We start from the raw sequence: 26,771 nt of genomic DNA, 5'->3' as shown, positions 1-26,771 counted from the left end.
CCGGGCTTTGCTGCGCAAAGCCCGAAAGCTGGGGTATCAATTGGTGGCAGCCTAAGGTGCTTAAAAAACAGCGGGTTGCATTTTGTTTGATGAGAGCGGGCTTGCCCGCGAAGGGCCGCAAGGCGGCCCCAATGGCTTAAGTGAACAGCATTAGGGGCTTACCCTGCCCTACAGAGAGCCCACTACCGACCACCGGCGGCGGCTGAACTTCAACCGCACACGCAAGCGCCGGTGCATATCCCGGCCCAGTGCATCCTTGGGAATGCACTGGGCCTCCCCGAAGCGCCGCCCCGGACGCACGTACCGCAACACCACCAGCCCAGGCAGCGCCACGCTGTCGCGGCACAGGCGCACCGGCTGCCAGCCCCGGGCGCGACTGAACAGCCGCCAGCCCGACGGGTCACGGCGCAGGCCGGTGATCGCCTCAGGATGCGTCAGCAGGATACGGCGGGGAATGGCCCAGCAGGCGTGGGCAACGCAGGCGACCGCCAGGGGCAGGGTCACCCACCAGGGCTGCGCCCCCAGGCCAAGGGCCGCGAACGCCAGCACCTGGCAGGCCAGGTAGGCCGTCAGCAGCAGGCGCGAGCCCTGCCAACGGCACTCGAAATGCTCACTTGGGCTGGACACGGTCCAGGATGATGCGGACCATGCGCTGCAACTCAGGGTCCTCGGACTCGTTGCGCTCCATGAACCAGCCGAACAGGTCCTGGTCCTCGCAGGTCAGCAGGCGACGGTACAGCTCGCGGTCCGCTTCGCTCAGGCTGGGGTAGACCTCCTGGGTGAATGGCACCAGCAGTACGTCCAGTTCCAGCATGCCACGGCGGCTGTGCCAGAAAAGCCGGTTGAGTTCAGTTTGTTCGACCATGGGGCCCTCCTCGAATGGCCGGCCAGTATACCGTGCCGCGAACACCGCGGCACAAGGCGTTGGTCTAGTCACCTACCTATTTTGTTACCGGCGTTCTATGATGGCCGCCAGTCTCCAGCAACCGCGATGACCCATGGCCGATTCCGCTTTCTTCTGTCCCCTGTCCCACGAGGGCATCCTCGCTGTCCGCGGCTCCGATGCCGGCAAGTTCCTGCAAGGCCAGCTGACCTGCAACATCAACTACCTCAGCCAGGAACACGCCAGCCTCGGCGCCCGTTGCATGGTCAAGGGCCGCATGCAATCGAGCTTCCGCATCCTGCCGGAAGGCAACGGCTACCTGCTGGCCATGGCCAGCGAACTGCTCGAACCGCAATTGGCCGACCTGAAGAAATACGCGGTGTTCTCCAAGGCCACCCTCACCGACGAAAGCAGCGCCTGGGCCCGCTTCGGCCTGCAACACGGCGAGGCCGCCCTGCAGGCCCTGGGCCTGGCCGTACCCGGCGAGGCTGGCGCCACCGTACGCCATGACGACCTGATCGCCATCAACGTCAGCGCAGGCCGTGTGGAGCTCTGGGTGCCCGCCCCGCAGGCCGGCGACGTGCGCGCGAAACTGGCCGCCAGCCTGGCGCAAGGCAGCCTCGACGACTGGCTGCTGGGCCAGGTGCGCGCCGGTATCGGCCAAGTCATGGGCCCGACCCGCGAGCTGTTCATCCCACAGATGATCAACCTGCAGGCCGTCGGCGGCGTGAGCTTCAAGAAAGGCTGCTACACCGGCCAGGAAATCGTCGCGCGCATGCAGTACCTGGGCAAGCTCAAGCGCCGCCAGTATCGCCTGGCCCTGGACCAGGCCGAGGTACCGGCCCCTGGCACCGCGATCTTCTCGCCGACCCACGGCTCGTCGGTCGGCGAAGTGGTCATCGCGGCCAGCAGTGGCCAGGGCTGCGAATTGCTCGCGGTGCTCAGCGCCGAAGCGGTGGAGGATGACAACCTGCACCTGGGCAGCCTCGAAGGCCCGCGCCTGGAGCTGCTGAGCCTGCCCTACGAACTGGACCGCGACCGGGAAATCCAGCGCTGACCAGCCTGCCCCGCCGTACCGGCGGGGCCGCACCACCACTGCGGTAGAGAAACCCATGAACAAGCTGGCCGAGATGGTCCAAGCGCAATTGCTCGCTGCCATCGACAACGACGACCTGGTGTTGCCGACCTTGCCGGAGGTTGCCCTGAGCATCCGCGAGGCCGCCGAGAACAGCGAGATCAGCGTCGCCGCCCTGAGCAGGGTGATCGGCCGCGACGCCGCGCTGTCGGCACGCCTGATCAAGGTGGTCAACAGCCCCCTGCTGCGGGCCACGGTGGAGGTCACCGACCTGCACGCCGCCATCACCCGCCTGGGTATCAACTACAGCTGCAACCTGGCGATCGGCCTGGTGATCGAGCAGATCTTCCATGCCCGCTCACCGGCTGTGGAACAAAAACTACGGGATATCTGGGCCAACAGCCTGGAAGTTGCAGGCATCAGCTATGAACTGTGCCGCCGCCATACCCAGCTCAAGCCCGACCAGGCAACCCTCGGTGGCCTGGTCCACCAGATCGGCGCATTGCCGGTGCTGATCTATGCCGAGGAACACAACGAGCTGCTCTCCGATCCAGTGTGCCTGCACTACGTGATCGAGCAGATCCATCCGGTGCTGGGTGACAAGATCCTCAGTGCCTGGGAGTTTCCCGAGCAGTTGGCCAACCTGCCCAGTCAGGTCCAGGACCTGGACCGGCGTACCGACAAGATCGACTACATCGACATCGTGCAGGTCGCCCGCTGCATCAGCCAGCGGACCCGCAGCCGCCCGCTGGCCGCCCTGCCCGCCTACCACCACCTCGGCCTGCCCCAGGGTACCGAACTGGATGTCATGGACCTGCTCGACGCGCGCAGCATGTTGCGCTGAGGGTAACGCGCCGATCTGGGGCACGGCCCCCAGCGCTCAATCGGCGATGAAACTGACCCGCACCCGCAACCCACCCTGCTCGCCATCGTGCAGGCTGATCTGCGCCAGGTGCGCCTGGCAGATCTCGCCGACGATCGCCAACCCCAGCCCGGTGCCCTGGGCGCTACGCCGGTAGAAACGCTCGAACACCCGCTCGCGCTCCTCCTCGGGAATCCCCGGCCCGTCGTCCTCCACTTCGAGGATGGCCGGCGCCAGTACCCGCAGGATCACGTTGCCGCCGACCGGCGTATGGGCCAGGGCATTGTCCACCAGGTTGCTGAGCAGTTCGTTGAGCAAGGTCGGCTCGCCCTTGAGCCACACCGGCGCCTGCGCCTCCAGGGCCAGGGCCACGCCCCGGGCATGGGCCAGCGGCGCCATGGCCAGGCCCAGTTCACGGGCCAGCTGGCTGAGGTCCAGGCGCTGCGCACCGCCTTCGGCGATCGCCCGCGCACCGTTTTCCACCCGCGCCAGCGACAGCAGCTGGTTGGCCAGGTGGGTCAGCCGATCGGTGCCCTGGGCAGCAGCCTCCAGGGTCTGCCGCCATTGCTCCGGCTCGTGCGAGCGCAAGCCCAGCTCGACCCGTGCCTTGAGCGCCGCCAGGGGGGTGCGCAGCTCATGGGCGGCATCGGCGATGAACTGGGCCTGGCGCTCGAACTGGCCACGCAAGCGTTCGGTGAAGTGGTTCAAGGCCCGCACCAGGGGGCCGAGTTCGCGCTGCACCTGCACCACCGGCAGGGCGCGCAGGTCGTCGGGCTGGCGCTCTTCCACCGCCGTGCGCAGCCGCTCCAGCGGACGCAGCGCGGCGCTGACGGCGAACCACACCACCACCAGCGCGGCCAGGGCCAGCATGCCCAGGCGCAGCAAGGTATCGGCCATCAGGCCACGGGCCATGCGCACCCGTGCTTCCTCCGTCTCGGCCACGCGGATCTCGGCCATGCCATTCATGTTCGGCTCGCTGACCGCCTTGAGCAGGCTGACCACGCGCACGTCCTGGCCCAGGTAGGTGGCGTCGTAGAAGCGTGCCAGGGCCGGGTAGTCGTCGGTACGTGGCGTGCCCGGCGGGGGCGCTGGCAGGTTCTCGTAGCCGGAGATCAGCCGCTGGTGGATATCCAGCACCTGGTAGTAGATGCGCCCGGCGCTGTCGTAGGCGAAGGTATCCAGGGCCACGTAGGGCACGTCGGCGCTGAGGGTACCGTCGCGCTGCGACAGGCCGGCGGCGATGGTCCGCGCCGACGCCAGCAAGGTGCGGTCGTAGGCGGTGTCGGCGGCCTCGCGGCCGTTCCAGTAGGCACTCAAGCCACTGGCCAGCATCAACACCACCAGCAGCAGGGCCAGGTTGCCCAGCAGGCGCCAGCGCAGGCTGCCGTCGTCACGCATCGCGGTGCTCGAGCAGGTAGCCGAGCCCCCTGAAGGTAACGATGGCCACCGGGTGGCCGTCGAGTTTCTTGCGCAGGCGGTGGATGTAGATCTCGATGGCATCGGGGCTGGCCTCCTCGTCCAGGCCGAACACCTGGGCGGCCAGTTGCTCCTTGCTCATCACCCGCCCGGGGCGGGCGATCAGCGCCTCGAGCACGCTCTGCTCGCGCTGGGTCAGGGTCAGGGCCTCGTCCTGCAGGGTGAAGCGCCGGGTGTCCAGGTCGTAGACCAGCGGGCCGCAGCGTTGCTGGCGCTCGCCACCGAGCACGCTGCGACGCAGCAGGGCCTTGACCCGCGCCTCCAGCTCGGTCAGCTCGAAGGGCTTGGCCAGGTAGTCGTCGGCGCCCAGGTTCAGGCCATGGACCCGGTCCTTGACGTCGCTGCGCGCAGTCAGCATCAGCACCGGCAAGGTCTTGCCCCGCCCACGCAGGCGCGCCAGCACCTCGAACCCGTCCATGCGCGGCAGGCCGACATCGAGCACGGCCACGGCATAGTCCTCGCTGGCCAGGGCCAGGTCGGCGGCCACGCCATCGTGCAGCACATCCACGGTCAGGCCCTGGCTCTTGAGGGCCTGGGCCACGCTTTCGGCCAGTGGCAGGTGGTCTTCGACCAGCAACACACGCATCGGATTCTCCCGGCTCGGGTGGGGCGTTGGCGCGGAGTGTACCGCTGTCGAGGGGCCTGTGAAGCCCTTGTGGCAAACCTTTCACGCTGAAAGGTTAGCGAAAGGTTCATTCCCTAGCATCGCACCACGGTCGCCCCATGCGCCGCAAGAAAGCACCAGCAAGGTGCACCGAAATAAGAACAATAAACGGAGTTTCCGACGATGCTGTCCACGCAGCCCCGGGCGTTCGCGCCTATCCGTTCCCTGTCCGCACGTCCCTGCACCCTCGCCAGCGCCCTCGCGCTCGCCGGTGTCGCCCCGATGAGCCAGGCCGCCTTCTTCGAAGACAGCACGGCCACCTTCGAAACCCGCAACATGTATTTCAACCGCGACTTCCGCGACGGCACCAGCGCGCAGCAATCCAAGCGCGACGAGTGGGCCCAGGGGTTCATGCTCAACTTCGAGTCCGGCTATACCGAAGGCACCGTGGGGTTCGGCCTGGATGCGCTGGGCATGCTCGGCATCAAGCTCGATTCCAGCCCCGACCGCACCGACAGCGGCCTGCTGCCGACCCATGACGATGGCAAGGCGGCCGACGAATACTCCAAGCTCGGCCTGACCGGCAAGGTCAAGGTTTCCAAGACCGAGCTGAAGATCGGCACGCTGATCCCGGAACTGCCGACCCTGCAGCCCAACGATGGCCGCATCCTGCCGCAGACCTTCGAAGGCGGCCTGGTCACCTCGCAGGAGATCAAGGACCTGACCTTCACCGGCGGCCGCCTGGAAAAGGCCAAGGACCGCAACGACACCAACTGGGAAGACATCGCCCTCAACAACAAGAACGGCCGCTTCGGCGGTACCTTCTCCGCCGACCACTACGACCTCGCCGGCCTGGACTACCAGTTCACCGACCGCATCACCGGCAGCTACCACTTCGCCCAGCTCGACGATATCTACCGCCAGCACTTCCTCGGCATGGTCGCCACCCAGCCCTGGGGCCCGGGCACCTTCGGCGCCGACCTGCGCCTGGCGGTCAGCGACGACCAGGGGCAGGCCAAGGCCGGCAGCATCGACAACACCACCGTCAATGGCATGCTCAGCTATGCCCTGGACGGGCACAAGCTCAGCGCCGCCTACCAGCACCTGTCCGGCGACAGCGCCTTCCCCTACGTCGATGGCGCCGACCCGTACCTGGTCAACTTCGTCCAGATCAACGACTTCGCCGGCGCCGACGAGCGCTCCTGGCAGCTGCGCTACGACTACAACTTCGCCGCCCTCGGTATCCCCGGCCTGACCTTCATGACCCGCTACATCAGCGGCGACAACGTCAGCCGTGCCGACGGCAGCGAGGGCAAGGAGTGGGAGCGCAACACCGAGTTCAAGTACGTGGTACAAAGCGGCCCGTTGAAGGACGTCGCCGTGCGCCTGCGTAATGCCACCTTCCGCTCGAATTTTGCCCGCGACGCCGACGAAGTGCGGCTGCTGGTGAGCTACAGCGTGGCCCTGTGGTAATCCCTACAACAACAATGCCTCACGGAGATAGACGATGACCTTTTCACTGCGCCGCCTCGTCCTCGCCACCGGCTGCCTGCTGCTGGCCGGCAACGCCCTGGCCGCCGAGCCGAAACGCCCAGAATGCATCGCCCCCGCCTCGCCCGGCGGCGGCTTCGACCTGACCTGCAAGCTGGTGCAGAGCGCCCTGGTCAACGAGAAGATCCTCAGCAAGCCCATGCGCGTGACCTACATGCCCGGCGGCGTCGGCGCGGTGGCCTACAACGCCGTTGTCGCGCAGCGTCCGGCCGATGGCGGGACCCTGGTGGCCTGGTCCAGCGGCTCGCTGCTCAACCTGGCCCAGGGCAAGTTCGGCCGCTTCGACGAGAACGCCGTGAAGTGGCTGGCGGCGGTCGGCACCAGCTACGGCGCCATCGCGGTGAAGAAGGACTCACCCTACAAGAACCTCGACGACCTGGTCGCAGCGCTGAAGAAGGACCCGGGCAAGGTGGTGATCGGCTCCGGCGGCACCGTCGGCAGCCAGGACTGGATGCAGACCGCACTGATCGCCAAGGCCGCCGGCATCGACCCGCGTGACCTGCGCTACGTAGCCCTGGAAGGCGGCGGCGAGATCGCCACTGCGCTGCTCGGCGGGCACATCCAGGTCGGCTCCACCGACATCTCCGACTCCATGCCGCACATCCAGAGCGGCGACATGCGCATCCTGGCGGTGTTCTCCGAAAACCGCCTGGACGAGCCTGAGATGAAGGACATCCCCACCGCCAAGGAGCAGGGCTACGACATCGTCTGGCCGGTGGTGCGCGGCTTCTACCTGGGGCCGAAGGTCAGCGACGAGGACTACACCTGGTGGAAAGCCTCGTTCGACAAGCTGCTGGCCTCGGAGGACTTCGCCAAGCTGCGCGACCAGCGCGAGATGTTCCCGTTCGCCATGACCGGCGAAGAACTCGACGGCTACGTGAAGAAACAGGTTGCCGACTACAAGGCGCTGGCCCGGGAATTCGGGCTGATCCAGTAACAGTTAGTGTCCTGTCTCGGAAATAAGCTGTTCGCTTTTGGCGGCGTCTTGGGCGCCCGGCCGGCGTTGCCACTCCTCGCCATAGCCCTGCTATGACTCGTCGCGGCGCCTTGGCCGAACACCCAAGCCACTCGCCAAAAGAGAACGTATTTCCAAGACAGGACACTAGAGCCATGCGGGGGCGGCCTTTCGCGACACCAGGCCGCGCCCACAGTCGAGACTACCGAGGATTCTTCGATGATCCTGCAACGCATCTTCGCCCTGGCCCTGCTGGCGGTGTGCGCCGCCCTGGCCGTGATGGCCTGGCCTTACCAGGCCGCGTTTTCCTACGAACCGGTGGGCCCCCGCGCCTACCCGCTGCTGATGCTCGGCCTGATGGGCGTGGCGCTGCTCTACCTTGCCTTTCGTCCTACGCCCATCGTGCGCAAGGACGACGAGCCGGAGCTGGACCGCCCCACCCTGATCAAGATCACGACCTGTGTCGGCCTGTTGATCGTCTTCGCCAGCACCTTCGAGTCCCTGGGTTTCATCCTCAGCGCCACCCTCGTCGGCGTGCCGATGGCCCGGCTGTACGGCGGGCGCTGGTTGTCCAGCGTCATCGTGGTCGCGGCCATGAGCGCACTGCTCTACTGGCTGTTCGACCACGTGATGGACGTGCCCCTGCCCCTTGGCCTGCTGGACGTACTGGAGAACTGACAAATGGATACCTTGAGCTACCTGGGCCAGGGCTTCGGCGTCGCCCTGAGCCCGTACAACCTGATCACCGCCCTGATCGGCACCCTGATCGGCACCGTGGTCGGCCTGCTGCCGGGCCTGGGCCCGATCAACGGCGTCGCCCTGCTGATCCCCATCGCCTTCGCCCTGGGCCTGCCCCCAGAGTCGGCACTGATCCTGCTGGCCGCGGTGTACCTGGGCTGCGAGTATGGCGGGCGGATCAGCTCGATCCTGCTGAACATCCCCGGTGAAGCCTCCACCGTGATGACCACCCTCGACGGCTACCCCATGGCCCGCCAGGGCCTGGCTGGCGTGGCCCTGTCGCTGTCGGCCTGGAGTTCGTTCATCGGCGCCTTCATCGCCACCTGCGGCATGGTGCTGTTCGCCCCGCTGCTGGCCAAATGGGCGATCGCCTTCGGCCCGGCGGAATACTTCGTGCTGATGGTGTTCGCCATCGTCTGTCTTGGCGGCATGGCCGGCGACAAGCCACTCAAGACCTTCATCGCCGCGCTGATCGGCCTGTTCCTCTCCAGCGTCGGCATCGATGCCAACAGCGGCGTGTACCGCTTCACCGGCGACAGCGTGCACCTGGCCGACGGTATCCAGTTCGTCGTGCTGGTACTGGGCCTGTTCTCGATCAGCGAGATCCTCCTGCTGCTGGAAAAGACCCACCATGGCCACGCGGCGGTCAAGGCCACCGGGCGCATGCTGTTCAACCTCAAGGAAGCGGCCTCGGTGTTCGTCGTCAACATCCGCTGCGGCCTGCTGGGCTTCATCATGGGCGTGCTGCCTGGCGCCGGTGCGACCCTGGCCAGTGCCGTGGCCTACATGACCGAGAAGCGCATCGCCGGTGCCAAGGGCAAGTTCGGCAAGGGCGATGCGCGCGGCCTGGCCGCCCCGGAAACCGCCATCGGAGCCTCCTGCTGCGGCGCCCTGGTGCCGATGCTGACCCTCGGCGTACCGGGCTCGGGCACCACCGCGGTGATGATCGGCGCGCTGACCCTGTACAACATCACCCCGGGCCCGCTGCTGTTCGAACAGCAGCCGGACATCGTCTGGGGCCTGATCGCCTCGCTGTTCATCGCCAACATCATGCTGGTGATCCTGAACATCCCGATGATCCGCATCTTCACCCGCATCCTCGCGGTACCGAACTGGGCGCTGGTGCCAGTGATCGCGATCATCACCGCGATCGGCGTATATGCCGTGCATGCCACCACCTTCGACCTGTTCCTGATGGTCGGCATCGGCATCATGGGCTACATCTTGCGCAAGCTGGACTTCCCGCTGTCGCCGATCCTGCTCGGCTTCATCCTCGGCGGCCTGATGGAGCAGAACCTGCGCCGTGCCCTGTCGATCTCCAACGGCGAGCTGGGCATCCTCTGGTCGAGCCCGATCAGCCTGGTGGTATGGGTACTGACCGTCTTCATGCTGACCCTGCCGCTGCTGCGCATCTGGCGCAAGCGCAGCCTGCAACGCCGGGCCATGGCCGATGCCTGACCGGTCGTTGCCGCTGTTCTGGGCCACCGGGCTGGTCGGCCTTGCTGGCGGGTTTCTCGCCAGCAAGGTCGGCTGGCCCTTGCCGTGGATGGTCGGCTCGCTGCTGGCGATCATCCTGGTGCGCTGCCTGACGCCCTGGCAGTTGACGGAAATCCCCAATGGCCGCAAATGCGGCCAGTGGATCATCGGCATCGGCATTGGCCTGCACTTCACCCCAGCGGTGATCGAGCAGGTGGCCGGGCACTTCGCCCTGATCTTCTTCGGTGCGCTGTTCACCACCCTGTCGGCGGTGATCGGCGTATGGCTGCTACGACGCACCGGCGAAGACCGTGCCACGGCGTTCTTCGCCAGCATGCCGGGCGGCTCGGGAGAGATGGTCAACCTTGGCGCGCGCAACGGCGCGGTGCTCAGCCAGGTGGCCGCGGCCCAGAGCCTGCGGGTGCTGGCGGTAGTGTTGTGCGTGCCGGCGCTGTTCAAGTTCTTGCTCGGCGATGGCATGCCGCTGAACCATTCCGCCAGCGTCAGTTGGGGGTGGCTGGCACTGATCGCGCCGCTCGGGGTACTGGCCGCACTGGGCTGGCAACGCCTGCGCCAGCCCAACCCCTGGCTGTTCGGTCCACTGCTGGTGGCCGCCTGCGCGAGCCTGGCGGGCAACCTGCAGATCGCCCTGCCGCCGGGCGCCAGCCAGGTCGGCCAATGGCTGATCGGCAGCGGCCTGGCCTGCCACTTCAACCGTGCCTTCTTCCGCCGCGCACCGTCCTTCCTCGGCCGCACCCTGCTGGCCACGGCGCTGAGCATGCTCATCGCCGCTGCGGCGGCCTGGGCCTTGAGCCTGCTGACCCACCTGGACCTGCGCTCGCTGACCCTGGGCATGATGCCCGGCGGCATTGCCGAGATGAGCCTGACGGCGGAGACCTTGCAGTTGTCGGTGCCACTGGTGACGGCGCTGCAGGTGATGCGCTTGTTGTTCGTGCTGTTTCTCGCCGAGCCGTTGTTCCGGCGCTGGAACGACGGCTGATTCGCCAGGCCGGCGGGCTTGCCCAATGCCATTTGGGGCGCTTCGTGCCCCAACTGACAAAGCCCCCTGGATCCAGGATCAGAGCGGCGGCAACGCCCAGTCGATCGGCGCCAGCCCGCGCTGTTCGAGGAAGCCGTTGGCCCGGCTGAAATGCCCGCAACCGAAGAACCCGCGATAGGCCGACAGCGGCGACGGGTGCACCGACTTGAGCACCAGGTGCTTGGTGCCATCGATCAGCTTCTGCTTGCTCTGGGCATGGGCCCCCCACAGCAGGAACACCACGTTCTCGCACTGCTCGCTGACCACCTGGATGATGCGGTCGGTGAACGGCTGCCAGCCGGCGTTGGCGTGCGAGGCAGCATTGCCGCGCTGCACGGTCATGGTGGTGTTGAGCAACAACACGCCCTGGTCGGCCCAGCTCTGCAGATAGCCATGGTTGGGGATGGGCAGGTTGAGGTCGCGCTGCAGTTCCTTGTAGATGTTCACCAGCGACGGCGGCGTGGGCACGCCCGGCTGCACCGAGAAGCACAGGCCATGGGCCTGGCCTGGGCCGTGGTAGGGGTCCTGGCCGAGGATGACCACCTTCACCTTGTCCAGTGGCGTGGAATTCAGGGCATTGAAGATCAGCGGCCCCGGCGGGTAGATCTCCTTGCCGGCAGCGTATTCCTGGCGCAGGAACTCACGCAGCTGCTTCATGTAAGGCTGGTCGAACTCGGCGCGCAGCGCGGCTTTCCAGCTGGGTTCGAGTTTGATGCGATCGTCGTCAGTCATGGGGCCATCCGTAAACAATGGCGCGACACTAGGTAAGCCGTCCGGCCTTGTCAATCGATCCGACCGACGACGGGCACGATCCCACTGGCGAACCATACTTGTGCGATGACTTGCGTGAGGTAGCCCATGTCCATTCATTGCGAAGTACTCACCGGTGCCGAAGGCGCGCGCATCGGCATCGCCACACTGGACGCGCCCAAGACGCTCAATGCCCTGAGCCTGCCAATGATCGAGGTTCTCGACGAGCACCTGCGGGCCTGGGCCAGTGACCCTGGCATCGTCTGCGTACTGGTGCGCGGCAATGGCCCCAGGGCGTTCTGCGCCGGCGGCGATGTGCGAGCGCTGGTCAATGCCTGCCGTGACCATCCTGGCAGCGTGCCTGCGCTGGCCGCGACCTTCTTCGCCGCCGAATACCGGCTCGACTACCGCCTGCACACCTACCCCAAGCCCCTGCTGTGCTGGGGGCATGGCCACGTGCTGGGCGGCGGCATGGGCCTGTTGCAGGGAGCCGGCGTGCGTATCGTCACCCCCAGCAGCCGGCTGGCCATGCCGGAGATCAGCATCGGCCTGTACCCGGATGTCGGCGCCAGTTGGTTCCTCGCCCGCCTGCCGGGCAAGCTCGGCCTGTTCCTCGGCCTGACCGGCGCGCCGATCAATGCCCGTGATGCCCTCGACCTGGGCCTGGCCGACCGCTTGCTCGGCGAATACCAGCAGGAGGCGTTGATCGAGGAACTGCTGCAACTGAACTGGCAGGAGCAGACCGTCCTGCAACTGAACAGCCTGCTCAAGGCCGAGCAGCATCGGGCCTGCGCCGAATTGCCCGAGGCCCAGTGGCTCCCGCGCCGGGAGCAGATCGATGCCTTGCTCGATGTGGCCGACCCGGTGGCGGCCTGGCGCGCCCTGTGCGGCTTGAGCCAGCATGCCGACCCGCTGCTGGCCGAGGCCGGGCAGCGGCTGCACGAGGGCTGCCCGCTGACGGCGCACCTGGTATGGGAGCAGATCCGCCGGGCGCGCTACCTGTCCCTGGCCCAGGTGTTCCAGATGGAATACACCATGAGCCTGAACTGCTGCCGTCATCCAGAGTTCAGCGAAGGCGTGCGCGCGCGCCTGCTGGACAAGGACAACCAGCCGCGCTGGCACTGGCCGGACATCGCCCAGGTCCCGGCCGCGGTGGTCGAGGCGCATTTCGCCAAGGTGTGGGAGGGGCGGCATCCGTTGGCCGACCTAGGGTGAGCAAGTTTCCTCCAGGCCATGGCGGCACGCCATGGCCTGTGGGGGATTCCGTGGTTTTTGACATCCAGGTAGGCCGCTACCTGACTGCCGGGCATTGGCCTCAACGCCGCCAGTTACGGTCCCCCTGCCGGCCATCAGGTCGGCGCTTGTCTTCGCCCCGGCCATTGGAGTGCCAGCGCTCGTTCTGGTAGCGCCGGTTGTCGTTGCGGTAATCATGCCGGTCCCGATCCCGGCCGTAATCGTAGCGATGGCGGTTGCCGTAGTCATGATGCGGGTTACCGTGCCATTGCTTCACGACAGGCGGTGGATAGGGCTTGTAGTGCGGTGCGGGCGCCGGCCGGTAGTAACGTGGCGCGGGCTGGTAGTAGTAGCGCGGTTGCGGCGCGACGTAATAGCGGTCGTAGCGGTAATGGCCCGGATAAGCATAGCGATCGCTGGTGTAGTAGTCCGTGCGGTAATACCCCCCGCCCCCATGGTAGGGTGCGCAGGCGGTGGTCAACAGGCCCAGCAGGGCGATCAGCAGCATTCGACGGTACATGGCGGCCTCCTGGACCGCTGGAGTGCCCGACCCAGCGGCGCTGGCGAGCGTCGACGGATAAGCGTTCATCGACATCGAATAAGACCGTCGCGCCCAGGTACAGTGCCATTTTTGCAATAACTTGAAACAGCTTGTCCGTCCCGCCCAAGCGACGCCGCCTCCTCCCTCCCCTTCGGATATACTCCGGCGCAAGATGTACCAGCCCGATGATCGCAACATGAATGACCAACAGCACTGCCCCGCCTGTGGCGCACTCAACCAGTGCAGCCTGGCCGACCCTCGTAGCGCCACGCAGAACTGCTGGTGCTTCGCGGTGACCATCGACCCAGCCGCGCTCCAGGCCGTGCCCGCCGAACTGCGCGACAAGGCCTGCCTGTGCCCTCGCTGCGCGTCGCTCAGCGAGCACGCCGAAGCAACGCGGCGCTAGACTGCGCTCTTTTCTCCCGACCTGCCGCCATGCGCCTAGACCGTTTCCTCGCCAACCACCCCTGCTACAACCGCCAGCAGGTCCGCCTGCTGCTGGTCCAGCGGCGTGTCCGCGTGGGCGATGCGGTGGTGAGCGACCCCCGTCATGAGGTCCGTGCGTTCGACCGCATCGAGGTGGACGGCCAAGTGCTCCAGGCCGGCCACCCGGCGCGCTACCTGATGCTGCACAAGCCCGCCGGTTACGTCAGCGCGACCCAGGACCCACGGCACCGCACGGTGCTCGACCTGCTGCCCGCTGGGCTGCGCGGCGACCTGCACATCGCCGGGCGCCTGGACTACAACACCACCGGGCTGATGATCCTGACCAACGACGGACAATGGTCGCGCCGCCTGACCCAGCCTGGTACCAAGCTGCCCAAGGTCTACCACGTCCAGACCGAGGACGAGATCGGCAAGCACTATGTCGCCAAGTTCCACGAAGGCTTCTACTTCGCCTTCGAAAACCTCACCACCCAGCCCGCCCGGCTGGACATCCTCGGGCCGCGCCAGGCACGCCTGGCGATCGTCGAGGGGCGTTATCACCAGGTCAAGCGCATGTTCGGCCACTTCCAGAACAAGGTGGTCGGGCTGCACCGCGAATGCATGGGGCCTATCCAGCTCGACCCTGCCCTGGCGCCGGGTGAGTTCCGCGAACTCACCGAGCAGGAGATCGCTTCGGTCTGAACGGATGGGGATGGGGCTGCTGCAGCCCTCGGACTACAAGGCCCCTGGATTGACCGGCATTCCCCAAACGACCGCCCAGCGGTTTTCCCCGCAGGATTCCCCGAACGGCACTTGCAGGATCCCGCCCCTGCTGCTTGAATCCTAACTCGTCGGTCTGCATGTGACTTATCGGTCACAACCGCAGTCCAAGACACCTTTTTGCCGGCCACCCGGGGCCTCGATGCCCTGGGGCACGGCAGATTGCCCACCTAAAACAATACCGTCGACACGCGTGCCAAGGATCGACACAAGGGCTCCGGTTTCTCTTCGAGGCGTATGCCTACCTGTCATGAAGAACGTGCACCCTAGGTGACGCGAATACCCTTTTTGCGCCAGGAGTCGATGACATGAGGCCAGAAATCGCTGTGCTTGATATCCAAGGTCAGTACCGGGTTTACACGGAGTTCCATCGCGCCGAAGCCGCCGAGAAGACGATCATCCTGATCAACGGCTCCCTGGCCACCACGGCCTCCTTTGCCCAGACGGTGCGCAGCCTGCACCCGCAGTTCAATGTCGTGCTGTACGACCAGCCCTACGCTGGCAAGTCCAAGCCGCACAACCGCCAGGAACGGCTGATCACCAAGGAGACCGAGGCGCATATCCTCCTCGAGCTGATCGAGCACTTCCAGGCCGACCACGTGATGTCCTTTTCCTGGGGCGGCGCCTGCGCACTGCTGGCCCTTGCGTACCAGCCGCGACGGGTACGCAAGGCCATCGTCAGTTCGTTTTCGCCGGTGATCAACGAACCCATGCGCGACTACCTGGAGCGCGGTTGCCAGTACCTGGCCGCCTGCGACCGCTACCAGGTGGGCAACCTGGTCAACGACACCATCGGCAAGTACCTGCCGTCGCTGTTCAAGCGCTTCAACTACCGCCACGTCAGCAGCCTCGACAGCCACGAGTACGCGCAGATGCACTTCCACATCAACCAGGTGCTGCAGCATGACCTGCAGCGGGCACTGAAGGCCGCGCACAACATCGACATCCCGGTGCTGTTCATCAATGGCGAGCGTGACGAGTACACCACCGTCGAGGATGCCCGGCAGTTCGGCCAGCATGTGCAGCAAAGCCACTTCAGCGTGATCCGCGACGCCGGCCACTTCCTCGACATGGAGCACAAGAGCGCCTGTGAAGATACCCGCACCGCCATGCTCGGCTTCCTCAAGCCAACCGTGCGTGCGCCCCGTCAACGCCACCCGTACGTACAGGGGCAGCATGCATTGGCCATCTGACCGTCTCGGCGTCCCGTAGCCTCCAGCACCCGCAGGCTACGGGGCGTCGACAGGTCTTTTTACAACTCGGGCTTCTCATGGCGCGAGGGTTCTGGTAAAAAGTCGGGCTCCGAAGCGGGTGTAGTTCAATGGCAGAACTGCAGCTTCCCAAGCTGCTAGCGTGGGTTCGATTCCCATCACCCGCTCCATATCGCTTTCCCGCATGACGTTCCAGCAGCGTCATCGCCTGTCAAAAGGAGCTTCTGCTCCTTTTTTCGTGCCCTCCTTTCGTTATATGGCCTCTGGCCATCTCTTCGCCGATCGGCTTGAATGCCCTCTGGATTCCACTTGCAAGCGAAACGGCTTCGGGCGCATATGCTCGAAGCACTGCGAAACATTTCGAAAGGACTGCGCATGTTTCTCTCCCGCTGGCTACCCGGCCTGGCCAACCTCCTCCACTACCGCCGCGAGTGGTTCCATGCCGACCTGCAGGCAGGCCTGTCCGTGGCCGCGATCCAGATTCCCATCGCCATCGCCTATGCCCAGATCGTCGGTCTGCCGCCACAATACGGGCTGTATGCCTGCGTGCTGCCGATGATGGTCTACGCCCTGATCGGCAGTTCGCGGAAATTGATGGTCGGCCCGGACGCGGCGACCTGCGCCATGATCGCCGGCGCCGTGGCGCCGCTGGCCATGGGCGATACGCAGCGCACCGCCGAGCTGGCGGTGATCGTCACCGTGCTGGTGGGGCTGATGCTGATCGCCGCCGGGGTGGCCCGGGCCGGGTTCATCGCCAGTTTCTTCTCGCGGCCGATCCTGATCGGCTACCTCAACGGCATCGGCCTGAGCCTGATCGCCGGGCAATTGAGCAAGGTGGTGGGGTTCAGGATCGAAGGCGACGGTTTCATCCTCAGCTTGCTCGACTTCCTCCAGCGTCTGGGTGAGATCCACTGGCTGACCCTGGCCATCGGCCTGGCCGGCCTAGGCCTGCTGATCTGGCTGCCGCGCCGTTATCCGCGCCTGCCCGCGGCGCTACTGACGGTGGCGCTGTTCACCCTGCTGGCGGGGCTGTTCGGCCTGGACCGTTTCGGCGTGGCCATCCTCGGCCCGGTGCCGGCGGGTATCCCGGAGCTGGCCTGGCCGCAGAGCAACCTGGCGGAAACCAAGAGCCTGCTGCGCGATGCCCTGGGTATCGCCACGGTGAGCTTCTGCAGCGCCATGCTCACCGCCCGCAGCTTCGCCGCCCGCCACGGCTACGCGCTCAACGCCAACCATGAGTTCGTCGCCCTTGGCGTCAGCAACCTGGCCGCCGGGATCTCCCAGGGCTTCGCCATCAGCGGCGCCGATTCGCGGACCGCGGTCAACGACATGGTCGGCGGCAAGAGCCAATTGGTGGGCATCATCGCCGCGCTGGTGATCGCCTTGATCCTGCTGTTCTTCACCGCGCCCATGGCCTGGATTCCCCAGGCCGCCCTGGGCGCCGTGCTGCTGATGGCCGGCTGGGGGCTGATCGATGTGAAGTCCCTGGGCAAGATCTACAGGCTCAGCCGCTTCGAGTTCTGCCTGTGCCTGCTGACCACCGTGGGCGTGCTCGGCCTGGGCGTGTTGCCGGGCATCATCTTCGCCGTGACCCTGGCGATCCTGCGCCTGCTGTACAGCATCTACCAGCCCACCGACGCCGTGCTCGGCTGGGCGCCCGGTATCGAAGGCCAGGTCGACATCCGCCACCACCCCGACGCCCGCACCGTCCCAGGCCTGGTGGTGTACCGCTTCGACGACGCGATCCTGTTCTTCAACGCCGACTACTTCAAGATGCGCCTGCTCGACGCCGTGCAGCAGGAGAGCAAGCCCCAGGCCGTACTGTTCGACGCCGAGGCGGTGACCCGCATCGACGTCAGCGGCATCGCCGCCCTGCGCGAAGTACGCGATACCCTCGCCGCCCAGGGCATCCACTTCAGCATCGCCCGCGCCCGTGGCCCCTTCCTGCGCATGCTGGTGCGCTCGGGGATGGCGCGGGAGATGGAGGACAAACTACTGTTCGGCTCGGTGCGGGCGGGGATCCGGGCGTACCGGGTGTGGCGCAACAGGCAGCGGCAAGCCGTACGGGAGGAGTGACGCCGCTTACCGCTGGCATGCCTGTTTCAAGGATCGATGCCTTGAGGATACCTGCACGCCTCGGCTACGGTTTGCGTCCCTTTGCCGAGCAGGCTGACCAACCCGCACGGCAGGCTCCCCCGCCATTGCAGGTAGTCGTGCCCCGCCGGATATTCGACTTGCTCGACCTCATACCCCTTGGCCAGCAGCACATCACGCAGGTGGCGATTGCTGTCGAGGATCCTGGGCCCTTCGAACAGCCCGGCCTGCAGGTAGAAACGCAGCGGCAGGCGGGGCACCTTGACGTACTCGCGGGTCAGCCAGCCAGGCTCCTCGCCCTCCCTGGCCCACCAGTAGGAACCCGACAGGCTCAGCACGTTACCGAACAGCTCCGGATGCCTGAGCCCCATGTAAGCTGCGGCCAGGCCGCCGTAGCTGGAGCCGGCGACCACGGTGTGCGAGGCCTGCGCCGAGATCCCTTGCCGATGCGCCCAGGGCATCAGTTCCTCGGCCATGAAGCGCGCGAAGGCTGGGTTGGGCGGCAGTTCCTGTTGACGGCTGAGGTCACTGGGATTGGCGATGATGATCGCCGCCGTGGGCGGTATCCGACCTTCGGCGATCAGGTTGTCGAGGATCGTCGGGGTCGGTACCTGGCGGGTGTAGGCGTGGGCGTCGAACAGCACCAGCAGGCCTTGGTCGGCCTGGCCCAGGCGCCAGCCAGCCGGGCGGTACAGGTAGATGTCACGCTCGTTGCCCAGCGACCGGCTGGCCAGGCGCTTGCGCTCGACGCTGCCACGGGCCACGCCCGGCCGCTCGGCACTCCACGGCTGCGGCGCAGCGTCGGGCAGCTCCAGGCGGGAACGTGACAACCAGGGGTCACCGCTGGCGTCGGCGAAGGTGTTGGGGTTGAGCGGGTCGCGGCGCGTGCTGGCGAGGATCACCCGGCGGTCGTCCGAGGGGGGTACATCCGGGGCCATCTGGTAGCTCAGCCGCGTAGCGGCGGGTACCTCGAAACTGCGGTACCAGACATCGCTTTCGCCCAGGCGCTGCAACGCCTCGTGGCTGCCACTCGGGGCGCCGAACATACGCACGTTGTCCCTGGCACCGCGCCAGAGGAAGGTGACCAGGCGCTGCCCGGGCTTGCCGGGAACCGCCTCGACCAAGGGCGTGCCCTGTTCGGCACGCGCCTGCCAGAACGCTGCCGTGTCGCCACCGTTAGCGAGTTGCCCGGCCAGCTCGCGCAGGGTCGGGCTGGCCAGCGGCACCGGAGCACGGCGCTGCTCGCTGGCCGCCAGCACCTGCTCCAGGCGCAAGCTGAAGTGGGCCCCCGGGCGGATCGGCAGGGGCTCGGCGCGCAGGCCGAAACGGCCGTCGCGCCCGGCGACGAACAGGAACTCGCGGGGCTGGTCGAGGCCATCGAGCAGCAGGCGCAGCGATTGCCCGCGCTCATCGAGCAAGCGCAGGCTGACATCGCCATCGACCCGGCCACGAACCAGGTCCCCGGCCTTGAGCGACAGTGGCCAGACGGACTGGGAGGCCTCGAGGGCCCGGCCGCTGACGACCTGGCCTACCCGCAGCCCTTGGTCCGGCGCGGCCTGGGCCCCACCCGCACAAGCGGCGGCCATGAGCACCGCACACCCACAGCACGCGAATCGATGCATGTTCACCTCAGAAGTCGACACTGGCGGAGAGTTTCAGGGTTCGCGGCTCGCTCACCGTGGCGTAGCCAGGGTTGAACACCCCGGCCCAATAGGCGCGGTTCTCGACGTTTTCCAGGCTGGCACGCAGGGTCACGTCCTTGCTCAACACCTTGGTGGCATAGCGTGCGCCCAGGTCATAGCGAGTCCACTGGGGGATCTTCAGCGTGTTCTCGTCGTCCAGGTACTGGGAACTGCTGTGGATGCCCAGGGCGGTCAGGGTCAGGCCCTCTACCCACGGCAGGTCCCACTCGGCGCCAAGGTTGGCCGACCACTGCGGCACGCCACGGGCGGTATTGCCGTCGAGCTGGCCGTTGGCGGTCTTGGTCAGCCTGGCACGGGTATAGGTCACGCCACCGAGCAGACGTACGCCGGGCACGACCTCGCCGAACATGTTCCATTCCACGCCGCGGTTGCGCTGCTCGCCATCGTCGGTGTAGCGGTACTCGTCGGCCCCGCCGTCCTTGATCATGCTCGGCTTCTCGATCTGGAACACCGCCAGGGTATGACTGAAATCGCCCAGGTCCCACTTCACGCCGGTTTCCATCTGCCTGGCCACGTACGGTGCGAACTGCTCGCCATAGTTGGCCGCCTTGAGGTCAGTGACCATGCCGCCCTGGGTCAGCCCTTCGATGTAGTTGGCATACAGCGATAACGGCGCATCCCAGGGCTTGACCACGATCCCCAGGGCCGGGGTCAGCTTGCGCTCGTCGTAGGCGGGGTTGCTCATTTTCTGGCGTACCCGCTGGGCCCGTACCCCCAGGGTCAGCAGCACGCGGTCATCGACGAAACCCAGGGTGTCGGCCAGGGCGAAGCTGGACAAGGTGTTGTCGCCGGTCTTGTCGCTGCTGCCATGGTCGCCGGCGATCACCGCCTTGCCCGGGTGGTAGATGCTGGTGGTGTACTTCGGCCCGGTGACGGTCGGCGCACGGCCGATGTCCTGGTGCAGCAGGGTGGCACTGAGCACCAGTTGGTGGCTCACGTCACCGGTCATGAAGTTGCCGCGCAGGCCAGCCTCGGTGGACAGGCTGTGGGTGTAGCCGGCCTGGTTGTAGGTTTCGCCAGTGGCCGTGCCGTCGGCCTTGGTGACGATGACCCGGGTACCGTTGAGAAAGCCGTCGTAGCGGGTCCGCGCGCCACCGACGCTGGCGAAGGCGGTCCAGTGCTCGTCCAGCTCATATTCACCGTGCAGCACCACGGCTTTACTGATCTGCTTGGCATGGATGCCTTCGAGGATGTTGGTGTCGGGCTTGGGGGCCTTGGTCACCTGGCCCAGCTTGCTGAAGCCGGCCATCATCGGGCTGCCGTTGTCGAGTTTCTCATGGGTCTCGTAGGCATCGAGCTCGAGCTTGAAGTCGTCGCCCCGATAATCGAGCGCCAGGGACGCGAGGGTGCGATCCTTGGATTGCTGGTCCACACCGGTGTCGCCGCTACCGTAGACGCCGTTGAAGCGGATGCCGAAGCGACCGTCGGCGAAGCGCCGGCTCAGGTCGATGTGCTCGGCGACGAAACCATCGGACACGTAGCTGGTGGTCAGGCGCGTCAGCGGCGCATCGCCAGCGCGCTTGGGCACCAGGTTGATCACGCCGCCCACACCGCCATTGGGCGCCATGCCGGAAAGCAGTGCCCCCGGCCCCTTGAGCACCTCGACCCGCTCGAGGAACTCGGTCGGCACATGGCCATCCGGCGCCAGGCCGTACAGGCCGTTCACCGCAAGCTCAGTGGAGTCCAGGGAGTAACCGCGGATCATGAAGTTCTCGTAGGCATGGCCTTCGCCAGTGCTGAAGCGGATCGACGGATCGTTGCGCAACACCGCGCCGACCGTGCCGCTCTGCTGGTTCTCGATGGCCTGCGCGGTATACGCGGTGATGTTGAACGGCGTGTCCATGATGTCGCGGTTGCCCAACAGGCCAACCCGCGCACCGCGGGCGACCTGGCCGCCGCTGTAGGCGTCGGGCAGGTCACTGGCGAAGCCGCTGGCGTTGACCGTGGTCGCCCCGAGGGTCAGGGCGCCCGCCTCGCTGCTGCTGCGCAGGATCACCACACCGTTTTCCTCGACCGCCACCAGGTCACTGCCCTGCAGCAACTGCTGCAAGGCTTGCAACACCGTGTAGCGCCCCCGCAGGGCCGGTGCGCTGCGGCCGGCGAGCACACGGCTGTCGGCCGCGATGGCCACACCTGACTCATGGGCCAGGGCATGCACGGTGGCCTCCAGGGACTGGCTTGGCAGGTCCAGCGCCAGCGGCTGGCTGTCGGCCAGCGCGACGGCGGGCGCCAGGCCCGCGCCACCCAAGGCGCAGGCCAGGGCCAAACGGCGCAGGGTGCCGGGGAAGCGGGTGGGGTAAAGCGACATGATCGGTCCTTGCAGAAGGTGGATTCACCTGTGATGACGCAGCACCTTCGCGTTACCCCTCAAAAAATCTGCCGGCCTGTTTCAACGTCGCTGCACCAGGCGTCGACCGCCCTCCTCCACCAGGCGTACCGGGAGGATCCGTGGCAGTGCTTCGAGCAGCACCTCGGGTCGGTCGCTGGGGAAGCTACCGGTCAGGCGCAACCCTGCCGCGCCAGGATCGACCCGGAGCGGCTGCGCCAGGTAGGCATTGAGTTCGCCGATGACATCCGCCAGCGCCTGGTCGGTGAACGACCACCAGCCGCGCTGCCAGTGGCCCAGCTCGGGGCCGAAGCGACCGCCGGAGCGCAGCGGACCCAGCCGGCCCCGCTCGTCCAGGCAGATACGCTCACCGGCCACCAGAATCTGCTCGCCGCCTTGCAGGTCGCGCACCTGGACCCGCCCCCGGGCAACTGCCACCTGCACCCGACCGCCACGGTCGCTGACGCTGAAGGCGGTGCCGAGCACCTCTACCCAGCCCAGGCGGGTGCTGACCAGAAACGGCCGCCACATCTCGTGGGCGACGTCGAAGAACACATTGCCGTGCAACAACAGCACCTGGCGCTGGCCATGGTCGAAGCGCACCCGCAGGTTGGTCTCGGCAGCCGCCAGCAACTGGCTGCCGTCAGGCAGCGCGACGGCGCGCGGCGCTTCGGCGTGGGCGGTCTGCAGGTCGTGCTGGAAGGGTGAGGTACGCTTGAACATCCACCCCAGCCAGCCACCGGCCGCCAGCACCACGGCCAGGGCACTCCCCTGGCGCAGCAAGCGCCGACGGGCCGGGTCGTAGGGCTGCGGCTGCACCGCCCCCCGCAGCTGTGGTGCCAGGCGATGAACCATCTGCCAGCGCTGTTCGGCCTCCTGCCAGGCGCGTTCGTGCTCGTCGCTCCTGCCGCGCCAGCGCTGCACCTGGCCACCGACCTGGCGCACCCGCTCCGGGTCATCGCCGTGCAAGGCCGCCAGATACATCAGCGCCTGCTGCACCTTGCGCGGTGACACCGACTCAACCATGACGCACGGCCAGGCGCAGTTCGGACAGGTCGAACACCGCGCGGGCAATATGCAGCTCCACCGACTTGGCCGACAGGCCCAGCGCCTGGCACACCTCGCGGTGGCTCTGCCCATGCAGACGCACACGGACGAAGACTTCGCGGCGCAGGCGCGGCATGCGCTCGATGCGGGCGATCAGCTGCTGCAACTGCTCGCGGGCGATCATGATCTCCTCGACACTGGGGCTGAGCGCATCGGCGCGGGCCAACCAGTCCTCCAGCGCTGCCAGTTCGGTGCTGCGCCGGCGGTACTGGTCGATGCACAGGTTGCGCGCGGCCTGGAACAACAGCGCGCGGGCATTGATCACCGGCGCATTGAGGGCATGGGCGTAGGCCTGGGCGAAGCTGGACTGGGCGATGTCGGCGGCATCGTCAGGGTTGCGCAGGCGGGCGCACAGGTAGCGGCGCAGGTCGCTGTAGTGGGCGAGCAGGTCGTCGACGACCGCCTGGAAGGCCGGCGCGGCGCCGGCCCAGGGCGTGGTGAAGGATGTCATTGCGCGTAGGAGTGGGCAGGGTCGTTAATAGGAATTCCTATCATTCTCACACATGTCTTCCAGCCGTCGCCAGCCTATCGGTCTTGTGCGCCACTTCAGTGGCCAGCCACGCGAGATCCACGACATGCTAAAGTCGCCACGTTCTTCGCCCTACCCAACGGACCTGCGATGCCTGCTCTCGACGCCCACCTGCCCGCCTGGGCGGACCTGAACGACCGCCACCCCTGCGATGCCCTGCTGCTGGGCAACGGCGCCAGCCGCGCACTGTGGAAGCCGTTCGGCTACTTCTCGCTGTTCGAGGAGGCGCAGCGGGTCCGGCACAAGGCGCTGGGGGTCAGCGACCAGGCCTTGTTCAAGGCCCTCGGCACGGAGCTGTTCGAGCCGGTGCTCAGCACCCTGAACACCACGGTGCGGGCCAACGCCGCGCTGGCCATCAACTCCACCGCCCCGCTCAACCGCTACTACTCGATCAAGGAAGCGCTGATCCACGCCATGCGCGTCGTGCACCTGCCCTGGGCGCAGGTGTCAGGCGCCATCCTGGCGACGATCAACCAGGCCCTGCGCGGCTATCGCAACGTCTATACCAGCAACTACGACCTGCTGCTGCCCTGGGCCGTAGGGCAGGCGCCGGAGGGCTTCGCCACGCTCTTCGACGAGCAGGGTTTCTTCGACGTGCGCCGTACCGCCACCGAAGGCACCCGCGTCGTTCACCTGCACGGCGGCCTGCACCTGCTCAAGCTGCCCGATGGCAGCACCCGCCAGCGCAGCGCCGAAGGCGGCGAACTGCTCGATGGCTTTGCCGTGAACATTCCTGGCGAGGTGCCGCTGTTCGTCAACGAGAGCCGCAGCGAGGAAAAACTGCGCGCCATCCGCGCGTCGGACTATCTGTCCTGGGGGTTGGGCCAACTGGCCGGCGAAAACCAGGGCCTGTGCCTGTTCGGCCAGCACCTGGACGCCAGCGACCAGCACCTGCTCGACGCCATCCGCCAGGCCCGGCCGAAACACCTGTCGATTGCCATCCGGCCGTTGAGCGAGGCGTCGGTGATCAACCAGAAACAGCATTTCGCTCAACGCTTCGCTGATACGCCGCAGATCGCACTGCATTTCTTCGATGCCAGCAGCCATCCGCTGGGTAACCCCGCGTTGGCGATCGCGGTGCCTGCCGAGCATGCCCGGCGGCGATGAGCAGACCGGGGGCAAAACTGCCCTGTCAGAGCACGGGACGGCTGGTGCTGCGTTGACAAACCAAGCTGGCGACACGTGTCAGATCCACAGCAGCTCCTGACGTCACATACCCGGGGGGGAATGGCCCTACATGACCTCAGGACCATTCCCTAGAGCAGGGCTTTACGAAGCGTGGCAGCGCAGAAGCCTCAAGCCGGAATCAACCCATCAGCCCGCAGCAATGTCTCCAGGCAATGCTCCTTGACGCCATAGAACGCCTTGAGCTGGCCGATCTTCTCGAGCAGCGCGGTGTTGTCCGCCGCCTGCCGGCGCTTCACCGCGAGGATCATCTTGTTCTTGTTGGTGTGCTCCAACGAGATGAACTCGAACACCTTGGTCTCGTAGCCACAGGCCTCCAGGTACAGCGCGCGCAGGCTGTCGGTGAGCATCTCGGCCTGCTGCCCCAGGTGCAGGCCGTACTGCAGCATCGGCTGGAGCAGGCCGGGGCTGTGCAACTGCGGGCGGATCTGCTTGTGGCAGCAGGGCGAGCACATGATGATCGCGGCCTTGCAGCGGATACCGGTATGGATGGCGTAGTCGGTGGCGATGTCGCAGGCATGCAGGGCGATCATCACCTCGATGGCCTCGGGCACCACGCTGCGCACGTCGCCGCACTGGAACTCCAGCCCTGGATGCTGCAGGCGCGCGGCGGCGGCGTTGCACAGGTCGACCATGTCCTGGCGCAGCTCGACACCGGTGACCTGGGCGTCACGCGCCAGGCTGTTACGCAGGTAGTCATGCATGGCGAAGGTCAGGTAGCCCTTGCCCGAACCGAAGTCGGCCACCCGCAGCGGCTGGCCTGCCGCCAGTGGCGCGCTGGCCAGGGCATGGTCGAAGACCTCGATGAACTTGTTGATCTGCTTCCACTTGCGCGACATGGACGGGATCAACGCGCCCTGGGCATCGGTCACGCCCAGGTCACGCAGGAACGGCCGCGACAACGCCAGGTAGCGCTTCTTCTCCCGGTCGTGCCCGGCCGCCGGCTGCGCTTCGCGCGGGGGTTGCGTGCCATGGTGCAGGAGCTGCGGCTTGCCCTTCTTGCTGAAGCCCAGTTGCACCTCACCCTCGCGGGTGAACAGGTGGGCATTGCGAAAGCTCTGCGGCAGCAGTTCGGCGACCAGCGCCTTGGCCTGCTCCAGCGGCAGGTTGCGGGTGATGTCGCGGGTCTGGTGGCGATAGACCAGCGACAGGCAGGGCTGGCCCTTGACCACCACAGGCTTGGCGATGATCCGCTGCAGGGTCGGGTCGTCACCGACATGGCGGGCCAGCACCAGCCTGGCCAGGGTGCCGTCGTCCAGGGCGTCGGCCAGCAGGCTCAGGAACTGGGCACGCGCATCCGGCGCGGTGGGAGCGGAAGGGTTGGCGGACATGGGAAATGGGTGCCTCGGTATGCGGGGAGCGCAACGCGCAATGGCGGGCATTCTACGTCGATGCCCGGCCAGCGCGAAGGTTTTCTCGATGGAAGCCCTCCTGCTCCCACAGGGGAGAAGCGGTTCAGTCGAGGATCACCAGGCGGTTGGGCAGTTCGTTGCACGCATGGGTCGGCGGCACATGCTCGCTGAGCAGCTCGCCACAGGCCTCGATGCACTCGACGAAGCCCTGCAGGGTCTGGCCCTGACGCACCTGCTCGGTGAAGCGCGCCACGATGTCGGCCCGGGCCTGCTCCGGCAGGTGCCGGGCGATGCCTTCGTCGACGAGGATCTCCACGTGGTGCTCGGCCTCGCTGACGAAGATCAGCACCCCGGTGGCACCGGCGGTGCGTTGCAGGTTCAGTTCGAGGAACTGCTGGCGCGCCAGCCCCGAGGCGCGCCGATGGCGCAGCACGCGCGGCACCAGGAGGCTGGCCAGGCGCGGGTTGCGCAGCAGCAGGCACAGGGCGATGAACAGCAGCACCTGGGCCACCAGCAGGCCGCGGATACCGGGCCAGCCCAGGGCCACATGCAGCAGGCCGGGCAATGCCAGGGCCAGCAGCGCGGCCCAGAGCAACGGCAAGTAGGCGTAGTCGTCGGCGCGACGCGCCAGCACCGTCACCAGTTCCGCGTCGGTGCGCCGTTCGGCCCGGGCGATGGCCTCGGCGATCAGCCGCTGCTCGTATTCGTTGAGGTCAGTCATGCCTTCGGTCTCTCGATCGTTCTTATAGTTGTCCCGGCATCCAGCCGGCGGGAGTGTATCTCATGACGCGCGCCATATAAGGCATAATCCGCCGCCGCACTGGATCATGCAGGGCCGATCGGCTAAAACAAGCCCGGCGAACTGTACAACTTCG

The 26,771-nt window shown here is 66.6% G+C and carries 25 protein-coding genes and 1 tRNA gene; 14 read left to right on the top strand and 12 right to left on the bottom strand.

The annotated features are described in order from the left end of the window. Nucleotides 1-168: 168 nt before the first annotated feature. Together NJF35_RS12745 and NJF35_RS12740 are read right to left on the bottom strand one after the other, a co-directional pair. Nucleotides 169-627: a protein YgfX gene (locus NJF35_RS12745; protein ID WP_225788080.1), complete on the bottom strand. Its 459-nt coding sequence runs from the start codon at nt 625-627 to the stop codon at nt 169-171. Beyond that, on the bottom strand, nt 611-865 hold the full coding sequence (locus NJF35_RS12740; protein ID WP_225788079.1) for a succinate dehydrogenase assembly factor 2: 255 nt from the start codon (nt 863-865) through the stop codon (nt 611-613). The genes NJF35_RS12745 and NJF35_RS12740 overlap by 17 nt, the downstream gene beginning before the upstream one ends. A gap of 133 nt (nt 866-998) precedes the next feature. Here NJF35_RS12740 and NJF35_RS12735 point away from each other — a divergent pair, with 133 nt between their 5' ends. Together NJF35_RS12735 and NJF35_RS12730 are read left to right on the top strand one after the other, a co-directional pair. Continuing rightward, a complete protein-coding gene (locus tag NJF35_RS12735) occupies nt 999-1,940 on the top strand; it encodes a YgfZ/GcvT domain-containing protein (RefSeq protein ID WP_225788078.1) in 942 nt (313 codons plus the stop codon). Nucleotides 1,941-1,995: 55 nt separating this feature from the next. Next, nucleotides 1,996-2,802 (top strand): HDOD domain-containing protein, encoded by an 807-nt coding sequence (locus tag NJF35_RS12730; protein ID WP_225788077.1) that lies wholly within the window; start codon nt 1,996-1,998, stop codon nt 2,800-2,802. Nucleotides 2,803-2,838: 36 nt separating this feature from the next. Here the strand turns inward: NJF35_RS12730 and NJF35_RS12725 are convergent, their stop codons facing one another. Further along, the gene (locus NJF35_RS12725; RefSeq protein ID WP_225788076.1) at nt 2,839-4,218 is read right to left on the bottom strand and encodes a sensor histidine kinase; all 1,380 of its coding nucleotides are present in this window, start codon (nt 4,216-4,218) and stop codon (nt 2,839-2,841) included. Continuing rightward, nucleotides 4,211-4,882: a response regulator gene (locus NJF35_RS12720; protein WP_225788075.1), complete on the bottom strand. Its 672-nt coding sequence runs from the start codon at nt 4,880-4,882 to the stop codon at nt 4,211-4,213. The genes NJF35_RS12725 and NJF35_RS12720 overlap by 8 nt, the downstream gene beginning before the upstream one ends. Nucleotides 4,883-5,083: 201 nt before the next feature. Between NJF35_RS12720 and NJF35_RS12715 the strand changes: the two genes are divergently transcribed. The 5 genes from NJF35_RS12715 (at nt 5,084) to NJF35_RS12695 (ending at nt 10,620) form a co-directional block, all read left to right on the top strand. After that, a complete protein-coding gene (locus NJF35_RS12715; protein ID WP_225788074.1) occupies nt 5,084-6,373 on the top strand; it encodes an OprD family porin in 1,290 nt (429 codons plus the stop codon). Between the two features lie 34 nt (nt 6,374-6,407). After that, nucleotides 6,408-7,388: a Bug family tripartite tricarboxylate transporter substrate binding protein gene (locus NJF35_RS12710; RefSeq protein WP_253091139.1), complete on the top strand. Its 981-nt coding sequence runs from the start codon at nt 6,408-6,410 to the stop codon at nt 7,386-7,388. A gap of 237 nt (nt 7,389-7,625) precedes the next feature. Beyond that, entirely contained in the window at nt 7,626-8,084 is a 459-nt protein-coding gene (locus NJF35_RS12705) for a tripartite tricarboxylate transporter TctB family protein (protein ID WP_253091138.1), read from the top strand. Between the two features lie 3 nt (nt 8,085-8,087). After that, the gene (locus NJF35_RS12700; protein WP_225788071.1) at nt 8,088-9,602 is read left to right on the top strand and encodes a tripartite tricarboxylate transporter permease; all 1,515 of its coding nucleotides are present in this window, start codon (nt 8,088-8,090) and stop codon (nt 9,600-9,602) included. Beyond that, the gene (locus tag NJF35_RS12695) at nt 9,595-10,620 is read left to right on the top strand and encodes an AbrB family transcriptional regulator (protein ID WP_225788070.1); all 1,026 of its coding nucleotides are present in this window, start codon (nt 9,595-9,597) and stop codon (nt 10,618-10,620) included. The genes NJF35_RS12700 and NJF35_RS12695 overlap by 8 nt, the downstream gene beginning before the upstream one ends. 78 nt (nt 10,621-10,698) lie before the next feature. On the opposite strand, the gene ung is transcribed toward NJF35_RS12695, so the two are convergent. Next, a complete protein-coding gene (gene ung / locus NJF35_RS12690) occupies nt 10,699-11,391 on the bottom strand; it encodes a uracil-DNA glycosylase (RefSeq protein WP_253091137.1) in 693 nt (230 codons plus the stop codon). 126 nt (nt 11,392-11,517) lie between these two features. Between ung and NJF35_RS12685 the strand changes: the two genes are divergently transcribed. After that, on the top strand, nt 11,518-12,624 hold the full coding sequence (locus tag NJF35_RS12685; RefSeq protein WP_225788068.1) for an enoyl-CoA hydratase/isomerase family protein: 1,107 nt from the start codon (nt 11,518-11,520) through the stop codon (nt 12,622-12,624). A gap of 100 nt (nt 12,625-12,724) precedes the next feature. On the opposite strand, the gene NJF35_RS12680 is transcribed toward NJF35_RS12685, so the two are convergent. Continuing rightward, complete coding sequence (locus NJF35_RS12680) at nt 12,725-13,162, bottom strand: hypothetical protein (protein ID WP_253091136.1); 438 nt, start codon at nt 13,160-13,162, stop codon at nt 12,725-12,727. A gap of 217 nt (nt 13,163-13,379) precedes the next feature. Here NJF35_RS12680 and NJF35_RS12675 point away from each other — a divergent pair, with 217 nt between their 5' ends. From NJF35_RS12675 to NJF35_RS12655, 5 genes are all read left to right on the top strand, one after another. Continuing rightward, a complete protein-coding gene (locus tag NJF35_RS12675) occupies nt 13,380-13,589 on the top strand; it encodes a cysteine-rich CWC family protein (protein ID WP_225788066.1) in 210 nt (69 codons plus the stop codon). Between the two features lie 29 nt (nt 13,590-13,618). Beyond that, nucleotides 13,619-14,311, top strand: coding sequence for a pseudouridine synthase (locus NJF35_RS12670; RefSeq protein WP_225788065.1), 693 nt, complete (start codon nt 13,619-13,621; stop codon nt 14,309-14,311). A gap of 386 nt (nt 14,312-14,697) precedes the next feature. Beyond that, nucleotides 14,698-15,582, top strand: a complete 885-nt coding sequence (locus tag NJF35_RS12665; protein ID WP_225788064.1) for an alpha/beta fold hydrolase — start codon at nt 14,698-14,700, stop codon at nt 15,580-15,582. A gap of 114 nt (nt 15,583-15,696) precedes the next feature. Next, a tRNA-Gly gene (locus NJF35_RS12660) sits at nt 15,697-15,770 on the top strand. 205 nt (nt 15,771-15,975) lie between these two features. Beyond that, a complete protein-coding gene (locus tag NJF35_RS12655) occupies nt 15,976-17,676 on the top strand; it encodes a SulP family inorganic anion transporter (protein WP_253091135.1) in 1,701 nt (566 codons plus the stop codon). 26 nt (nt 17,677-17,702) lie between these two features. On the opposite strand, the gene NJF35_RS12650 is transcribed toward NJF35_RS12655, so the two are convergent. From NJF35_RS12650 to NJF35_RS12635, 4 genes are all read right to left on the bottom strand, one after another. After that, entirely contained in the window at nt 17,703-19,280 is a 1,578-nt protein-coding gene (locus NJF35_RS12650) for an alpha/beta hydrolase-fold protein (RefSeq protein ID WP_253091134.1), read from the bottom strand. A 43-nt stretch (nt 19,281-19,323) separates the two neighbouring features. Further along, nucleotides 19,324-21,705 carry a TonB-dependent receptor gene (locus NJF35_RS12645; RefSeq protein WP_253091133.1) on the bottom strand — a complete coding sequence of 794 codons (2,382 nt, stop codon included), beginning with the start codon at nt 21,703-21,705 and terminating at the stop codon, nt 19,324-19,326. Between the two features lie 81 nt (nt 21,706-21,786). Next, nucleotides 21,787-22,749 carry a FecR family protein gene (locus tag NJF35_RS12640; RefSeq protein ID WP_253091132.1) on the bottom strand — a complete coding sequence of 321 codons (963 nt, stop codon included), beginning with the start codon at nt 22,747-22,749 and terminating at the stop codon, nt 21,787-21,789. Continuing rightward, complete coding sequence (locus tag NJF35_RS12635) at nt 22,742-23,281, bottom strand: RNA polymerase sigma factor (RefSeq protein WP_225788059.1); 540 nt, start codon at nt 23,279-23,281, stop codon at nt 22,742-22,744. The genes NJF35_RS12640 and NJF35_RS12635 overlap by 8 nt, the downstream gene beginning before the upstream one ends. Nucleotides 23,282-23,449: 168 nt before the next feature. On the opposite strand from NJF35_RS12635, the gene NJF35_RS12630 reads away from it, so the two are divergent. Then, nucleotides 23,450-24,466, top strand: coding sequence for a DUF4917 family protein (locus tag NJF35_RS12630; protein WP_225788058.1), 1,017 nt, complete (start codon nt 23,450-23,452; stop codon nt 24,464-24,466). Between the two features lie 188 nt (nt 24,467-24,654). Here NJF35_RS12630 and NJF35_RS12625 read toward each other — a convergent pair whose 3' ends face one another. Beyond that, the gene (locus NJF35_RS12625) at nt 24,655-25,875 is read right to left on the bottom strand and encodes a class I SAM-dependent methyltransferase (RefSeq protein ID WP_225788057.1); all 1,221 of its coding nucleotides are present in this window, start codon (nt 25,873-25,875) and stop codon (nt 24,655-24,657) included. 124 nt (nt 25,876-25,999) lie between these two features. Continuing rightward, the gene (locus NJF35_RS12620) at nt 26,000-26,617 is read right to left on the bottom strand and encodes a TPM domain-containing protein (RefSeq protein WP_225788056.1); all 618 of its coding nucleotides are present in this window, start codon (nt 26,615-26,617) and stop codon (nt 26,000-26,002) included. Between the last annotated feature and the right edge of the window lie 154 nt (nt 26,618-26,771).

This window comes from Pseudomonas guariconensis (assembly GCF_024127895.1).
In the GTDB taxonomy this organism is placed as follows: domain Bacteria; phylum Pseudomonadota; class Gammaproteobacteria; order Pseudomonadales; family Pseudomonadaceae; genus Aquipseudomonas; species Aquipseudomonas guariconensis_B.
This window is presented reverse-complemented; position numbering and strand designations above follow the sequence as displayed.